Source organism: Neoroseomonas rubea (assembly GCF_016106015.1).
GTDB classification, from domain to species: Bacteria; Pseudomonadota; Alphaproteobacteria; order Acetobacterales; family Acetobacteraceae; genus Neoroseomonas; species Neoroseomonas rubea.
In genome coordinates this window covers 1-6,606 of sequence record NZ_JACADQ010000237.1, presented here as the reverse complement: position 1 = coordinate 6,606, position 6,606 = coordinate 1, and the positions used below count along the sequence as shown (strand labels likewise).

Genomic DNA, 6,606 nt, shown 5'->3' with positions numbered 1-6,606 from the left:
AAGCCACCCACTCAAGGATCGCCAAGATCACTCAAAACACTTCCAAAACCGATACAATTGTCAAAGAACAACACCAAACCAGCCCGAGCAACCTCAGGTGAGGCTACACACACCGATCCGGTGAAACACCGCTTGTGGCGGGGCGAAGAACCTAGTGGAAGCATCCACTCCGGTCAAGACCCCGCCGTCGTTGGCGTGGACGGGCTTCTATGCGGCTTCGCCAGGGCGGTCAACCCCCCTTCCGCCAGGAGAGATACCATTCCGCAAAACGCGGCACGCCGTCCTCGATCGGCGTCCGCGGCGCAAAGCCACACAGCGCCGCAATCGCCGAGATATCCGCGAAGGTTTCCTCCACATCGGTTGCAGGGCGCGGCGCATCCACGATGCTCGCCTTCCGCCCCAGCGCATGCTCCAGCACGGCCACGAAGCGGCGCACCTCCTCGCTTCGATGGTTCCCGATATTTAGGATCCGCGGTGCTTGCGCAGGCGCCGGCCGGTCAAGACAGCCGAGGACGCCGGCGACGATGTCCTCCACGAAGGTGAAGTCCCGCTTGAGCCGTCCGCCCTCATAGAGCGTGATCGGACGCCCAGCGAGGATCGCCTCCGCAAACATCCAGGGCGCCATATCCGGCCGCCCCCAGGGCCCATAAACGGTGAAGAAGCGCAGCCCGGTCTGCGGCAGGCCGAACAGGTGCGCGTGCGATTCGCTCATCAACTCCGCTGCACGCTTCGTAGCGGCGTAGAGCGACACCGGATGGTCCACCCTGTCCGTCTCCGTGAAGGGGAGCCGTCGATTCGCGCCATAGACCGATGACGACGACGCGTAGACGAGATGCCCGAGTCGCGGCATCCGGCGCGCCATCTCGAGCACAACCAGATGCCCCATCACATTCGCTTCGACATATGCGAAGGGATCGACCAGCGAATGGCGCACGCCGGGCTGTGCTGCCAGATGAACGATGCGCGTCACCTCGGTATGCCGTACGGCAAGCGGCAGCATCGCGGCGCGATCGGCCACGTCGACCGGCAGGAAGGTAAATCCGCTACGCGATTCGAGCCGCGCCAGACGTGCACGCTTCAACGCCGGGTCGTAGTAGGCGGTCAGATTGTCGAGACCGATCACGCGATCCCCTCGCGCAAGCAGCGCCTCGGTGACATGCATGCCGATGAAGCCGGCCGCGCCGGTCACCAGCACCGTCATGACCGCACCAGCCGATCCTCGAGCAGTTCCATCACGGCATGACCCAGGGCGATGTGCGCTTCCTGGACGCGCGCTGTCACCGCGCTCGGCACCACAAGCGCGAGGTCGCAGAGTGCGCGTGCTGGTCCGCCATCCGCGCCGAGCAGCCCGACGGTCGCGATGCCCATGCCGCGCGCGGTCTCGAGCGCGCGCAGCACATTCGGCGACTTTCCGCTCGTCGTGATCCCGAACAGCACGTCGCCCGGCCGCCCCAAGCCCGACAGCGGCCGCGCGAAGACCTCCTCGAACCCATAGTCATTGCCGCCCGCCGTCAGCGCAGTCGGATCGAGCGTCAGCGCGATAGCAGGCCAGGAAGGACGCTCGACGCTCGAACGCAGCCGCACCAGCAACTCCGTCGCGAGATGCTGCGCATCCGCAGCACTGCCGCCGTTACCGCAGAAGAACAGGCGACCGCCCGCCCGGATCGCCGTCTCGCAGGCATCGACAACAGCGATCAGCGTCGTCGTGGCCTCGCTCACGAGACGGCGCCTGAGCGCGGCGCCCTCCTCCATCATCGCCGCGAAACGCGCGGCCTCCTCCATCTCAGGAGCCCGCCGTCATGCGGGCGGCGCGGGTGACGCGGCCGGATCGCGTGCGCTCCACGTCAGGGGGAAGCAGTTGCTTCTGCGCGGACATCCCGCCCGCCCTGAAAGCGATGAGCGTGGAACGATTCATGGCTCCCCTTCCCCCGGCATGCCAATGCCGGCCGCGCGGCGTCGCGCGGACATGGCACGCCGGCCGTGGCTGCTCAAGCCTGGGTCACCGCCGCCTCGGCGAAGCCGGCGCGGATCGCCTCCGCCAGTGTCTCGACCACAGGACCGCCCCCCTGGCCGGTGACAAGCACAATCGAAAAATCCGGCAGAGGAGGCATTCCATCCTCCGCACCGAGGAAGCGGAGCCCCGGTGGAAGCGGGCCCGGCAGACCGACCGTGACCGCGAGGCCAGCCAGCGCCGGCGCCAGCGTCCCCGCCTGGGATGTGCTCCGGTATGCGACCCGCCACGGACGGCTGGCCTCATCCAGCGCCTGCACCGCGGCACGGTGCCATACGCAACGTGGCTGTGCGGTAGCGAGCGGGATTGGCGCCCGGCGATGCGCCGCATGGGCACTGGACCCGATCCAACGCAGGCCCGCATGCCAAAGCGGCTGGCCGACCATGCCTGGCCTTTCGTTGCCGGCCGAGAGGAGCGTCAGGTCGATCTCGTCCCGCTCCAGCCGCTCGGCAAGTTCGTTCGAGGGCGCGCAGGTCACCTCCACCTCGACGGCCGGATGCACCTCGGCGAAGCGCGCGAGAATCCCTGGCAGCCAGCGCAGCGCGTAATCGTCGGGCGTGCCGAGCCGGACATTCCCGGCGACCGCCGGCGTGCGGAAAGTCGCGACGATCTCGTCATGCATTGCGAGCAGCCGGCGCGCCCGTTCCAGCAGCCAGGCGCCGTGCGGCGTCGTCTCCACCCCGCGCGGCCCGCGCAGCAGCAGGGGCTGGCCGAGCGCCTCCTCCAGGCGTCGGATCTGCATGGAAACCGCGGACTGGGTGCGCCCGACGGCATTGGCGGCACGGGTGAAGGACCCGCCCTCGGCGATCAGGACAAAGGAGCGGAGCAGGTCGGGGTCAAGGCCCGGTGGGATGGCCAGCATGGATGTTCCCTCGAGCAAGAGGGATCAGATATTCTGATGATAAACGTCAAGAGATTTCGTTTTTCTGATGCGGCACCCGCTGCCATGGTCCTGGCCCAGGCGCCACAAGGAGGACCGCCCCATGAGCAGCAGCAGCCTCTCCACCACCCGGACTATGCGCAACACCGCGGTGCGCGGCACAACCTGGCTCGACTGGCTGCGCCGCGTCCTCCATGCCGTCGAAAGCCGCCGCCATCTCGTCGAGATGGATGACCGCATGCTGTCCGATATCGGCATCAGCCGGACCGATGCGATACGGGAAGCCACCCGTGCCCCTTGGGACCTGACGCCGCCGCGGCGCTGAAGGCCCGTCCCCTCGCAACAAGGCCGGCGTCCGAACGGCGCCGGCCTTTTCCATGCGAGCCAGGTCAGCGCGTCGTCTCGGGCTGGCGCTCCAGTTCTGCAACCCGCAAGCGAAGCGTAGCCAGTTCGGCCCGCATGGCGGCCAGTTGTTCACCCACGGGGTCGTCCTCTGGATGGGTCAGGCCGTAGCCGACGGTCGGGTCAACGCAGACCGACCCTGCCGGCGGTTTCGCCGGAATCCCCACCACGGTGCAGTTCGCCGGCACATCCTTGGTCACCACGGCATTGGCGCCGATGCGCGCCCCATCGCCGATCATGATCGGCCCGAGCACCTGCGCCCCCGCGCCGATCGCAACGCCGTTCCCGATCGTCGGGTGCCGCTTGCCGGGCTGGCCCGAAAGCCCCCCGAGTGTGACGCCGTGGTAGATCAGCACATCGTCACCGATCTCCGCCGTCTCTCCGATCACGACGCCCATGCCATGGTCGATGAACAGCCGCCGGCCAATCCGGGCGCCCGGATGGATTTCGATCCCCGTCAGGAACCGCCCGATATGGGAGACGAAGCGCGCGAGGCCCTTCAGCCCAGCACGCCACACGGCGTGCGCGAGGCGATGCCACAGCACCGCATGCAGCCCGGCATAGCAGAGGATCGTCTCTGGCCAGGATGGCCGGGCCGGGTCACGGCTGCGGATGGCGCGAGCAAGTTCGATCGCTTCCATGGGGTGAGCCTCGCGGGTCAGGCCAGCCAGGGCGGCACGGGCAGGCCCTTGCCGCGCAGGAATTCCGGGTTGAACAGCTTCGACTGGTAGCGCGCACCACCATCGCAAAGGATCGTCGCGATCCGATGCCCGGGCCCGAGCGCCTTCGCCACCTTGATCGCGGCCACGACATTGATGCCGGCCGAACCGCCGATCGAGATGCCCTCATGGATCTGCAGGTCGAAGACCTGCTCGAGCGCCTCCTCGTCCGTCACTTGCACGGCCTCGTCGATCAGCGCCCGGTCAGGCTCGAGGTTGCCAGGCACGCGGGCCGCCTGGCCGATCCCCTCGGTGATGGAATTGCCCTCCGCCTTCAGCGTGCCGGTCTTCACCCAGGAAAACAGGGCGCTGCCCATCGGGTCGGCGAGCACGATGCGCACCCCCGGCTTGCGCGCCTTGAGCGCCCGCGCGACGCCGGCAAGCGTGCCGCCCGTTCCACAGGCGCAGGTGAAGGCGTCGATATGCCCATCCGTCTGCGTCCAGATCTCCGGGCCCGTCGTCGCCTCATGCGCAGCGCGGTTCGCGATGTTGTCGAACTGGTTGGCGTGGACGGCGCCCATCTCCTCCGCGAGTCGGCGGCTGACATGGACGTAGTTCCCAGGGTCGGAGAAGGGCTTCGCCGGCACCAGGCGCAAGTCGGCGCCGATCATGCGCAGGAAGTCGATCTTCTCCCGGCTTTGCGTCTCCGGCACCACGATCACGCTGCGATAGCCGCGGGCATTGGCGACAAGGGTGATGCCGATGCCGGTGTTGCCCGCCGTGCCCTCCACGATCGTACCGGGCTTGCCAGGCGTCAGCACGCCGCGCCGCTCGGCGTCGAGGATGATGCCGAGGCCAGCCCGGTCCTTCACCGATCCGCCCGGGTTCATGAACTCGGCCTTGCCGAGGATCTCGCAGCCCGTGGCCTCGCTGGCGCGGCGGAGACGGATCAGCGGCGTATTGCCGATCGCCCCCTCGAAGCCGTCGACGATGCCGCTGGCGGGGGGCGGGACTGCGTCCATGGTCTGCCGTTCCTTGCGTTCTGGCTGATGATGGTCGGGCGGCGAAGGTGGCGGGACAAGAGGAGGGAAAGCGTTTCTCTCCAAAGCCTTGCCTGCAGAATGCCTTGGCTGCGCAAGCGCCCTGGCGAACCAAGGCCTTCGCGCGCCTTGACCTTAGATGGCGCGATATAAGAACATAAAGCGAACATCAGCGGCCCCTCCCCCCGGCCATGACAGAGCACGACCCCGCCCCTCCGCTCGACCGCCCCGCCCTGATCTCGGCCCTCCGCGCCCGCATCGCGCGCCTGGAGCGCGCCGGCGCGGCCGGGGCCCTGGCCGCGCGCGGGGAGGACGCCATCCCCCTCTCCTCCGCCGTCGATTCCGCCCTGCCCTGGGGCGGGCTACCGCGCGCAGCCCTGCACGAGATCCTCGCCGCCGAACCCGGCGCCGCTGCAGGCTTCGCAGCATTGGCGCTGGCCCGAGCCGGCGGCACGGTGCTCTGGATCGCGCCGGAGCCGGACGCCTGGCCGCCGGGCCTCGCCCGCTTCGGCCTATCCCCCGCCGCGTTGGTGCTGGTCCGCGCCACCCGACCGCAGGACGCGCTCTGGGCCATGGAGGAGACCCTGCGCTGCCCGGCCGTAGGCGCCGCCCTGCTGGTGGCAAGCACGCTCGACCTGACCGCCGCCCGACGCCTGCAACTCGCCGCCGAGGCGGGGGGCGTGCTTGGCCTGCTGCTCCGCCCGGACGAGGACAATGCTGCCCCGACCGCCGCCCTGACCCGCTGGCGGATAGGCGCCGCCCGCTCGGACAGCCAGAGCCCCCACGCGCTGGGCGACCCGGCCTGGAGCCTCGACCTGCTGCGCTGCCGCGGCGGCCGTCCGGCCAGTTGGCGCGCCGCGTGGCACGGAGACCAGCTGGTGACCGAGGACGAGGCCGGCACGGCCGCCGCGCCCCGGAAGCGCGCATGAGACGGCGCTGCTGCGGACCGCCGCGGGTGGGGCACCCGGGGGGCCAGCCTCCCGGGCCCTCGATTCCATTGGTTCAGGGAGAGCGAGGGGCACGAAACGCTCACGATGAGGGCGAGACCGTTAGACCCCTCCCTCTCCCCGACCCAAACGCCGCGGGGTCCGGGGAGGCCGTCGCCTCCCCGGTGGGGGTCCAGGGGGCAGAGCCCCCTGGAACGCGCCACGCGTCACGCCGCATCCTCGCCCTTCTCCTGCCGCGCCTGCCGGTCGAGCGGCTGCTCCGGCCCGGCCCGGTCGCCGTCTGGGGGCAGCGTGGGTCGCGGCGGCTGGTGCTGTCGGTCTCAGCAGAGGCCGAGGCAGCCGGGCTGCGCGCGGGCCAGGCGCTCGCCGACGCGCAGGCGATCCTGCCCGGGCTGGACCTTGTGCCGGAGGATCCGGCCGGCGATGCGCGGGCGCTGGAGATGCTGGCGCTCTGGGCGATGCGCTTCACGCCACTCGTGGGCCTGGCGGGGGAGGATGGGCTGCTGCTCGACCTCACCGGCGTCGGGCACCTCTTCGGCGGGGAAGCCGCGCTGCTCGATGAGGTGCTGTGCCGGCTGCACAGGCGCGGGCTGGAGGCGCGCGGCGCGGTGGCGGCCCGGGCGGGCACGGCGTTGGCGCTGGTGCGGGCCGGCGCCGGCGGGCTGGT

The 6,606-nt window shown here is 69.9% G+C and carries 8 protein-coding genes; 3 read left to right on the top strand and 5 right to left on the bottom strand.

Annotated features, from left to right (window positions below):
* Nucleotides 1-229: 229 nt before the first annotated feature.
* The 3 genes from HW577_RS18130 to HW577_RS18120 all read right to left on the bottom strand — a co-directional run bounded on the left by HW577_RS18130 (nt 230) and on the right by HW577_RS18120 (nt 2,873).
* A complete protein-coding gene (locus HW577_RS18130) occupies nt 230-1,201 on the bottom strand; it encodes an NAD-dependent epimerase/dehydratase family protein (RefSeq protein WP_198377549.1) in 972 nt (323 codons plus the stop codon).
* On the bottom strand, nt 1,198-1,752 hold the full coding sequence (locus HW577_RS18125; protein ID WP_332837754.1) for a D-sedoheptulose-7-phosphate isomerase: 555 nt from the start codon (nt 1,750-1,752) through the stop codon (nt 1,198-1,200). The genes HW577_RS18130 and HW577_RS18125 overlap by 4 nt, the downstream gene beginning before the upstream one ends.
* Before the next feature lie 236 nt (nt 1,753-1,988).
* A complete protein-coding gene (locus HW577_RS18120; RefSeq protein WP_198377547.1) occupies nt 1,989-2,873 on the bottom strand; it encodes a LysR substrate-binding domain-containing protein in 885 nt (294 codons plus the stop codon).
* Between the two features lie 121 nt (nt 2,874-2,994).
* Between HW577_RS18120 and HW577_RS18115 the strand changes: the two genes are divergently transcribed.
* Nucleotides 2,995-3,216 carry a DUF1127 domain-containing protein gene (locus tag HW577_RS18115; protein ID WP_198377546.1) on the top strand — a complete coding sequence of 74 codons (222 nt, stop codon included), beginning with the start codon at nt 2,995-2,997 and terminating at the stop codon, nt 3,214-3,216.
* Between the two features lie 64 nt (nt 3,217-3,280).
* On the opposite strand, the gene cysE is transcribed toward HW577_RS18115, so the two are convergent.
* Both cysE and HW577_RS18105 read right to left on the bottom strand, forming a co-directional pair.
* A complete protein-coding gene (gene cysE, locus HW577_RS18110; RefSeq protein ID WP_198377545.1) occupies nt 3,281-3,934 on the bottom strand; it encodes a serine O-acetyltransferase in 654 nt (217 codons plus the stop codon).
* A 17-nt stretch (nt 3,935-3,951) separates the two neighbouring features.
* A complete protein-coding gene (locus HW577_RS18105; protein ID WP_198377544.1) occupies nt 3,952-4,974 on the bottom strand; it encodes a cysteine synthase A in 1,023 nt (340 codons plus the stop codon).
* 209 nt (nt 4,975-5,183) lie between these two features.
* Between HW577_RS18105 and HW577_RS18100 the strand changes: the two genes are divergently transcribed.
* Together HW577_RS18100 and HW577_RS18095 are read left to right on the top strand one after the other, a co-directional pair.
* A complete protein-coding gene (locus tag HW577_RS18100) occupies nt 5,184-5,921 on the top strand; it encodes an ImuA family protein (protein ID WP_198377543.1) in 738 nt (245 codons plus the stop codon).
* A 182-nt stretch (nt 5,922-6,103) separates the two neighbouring features.
* Nucleotides 6,104-6,606 (top strand): Y-family DNA polymerase (locus HW577_RS18095; protein WP_474100248.1); only part of this gene is annotated, 503 nt, incomplete at its 3' end.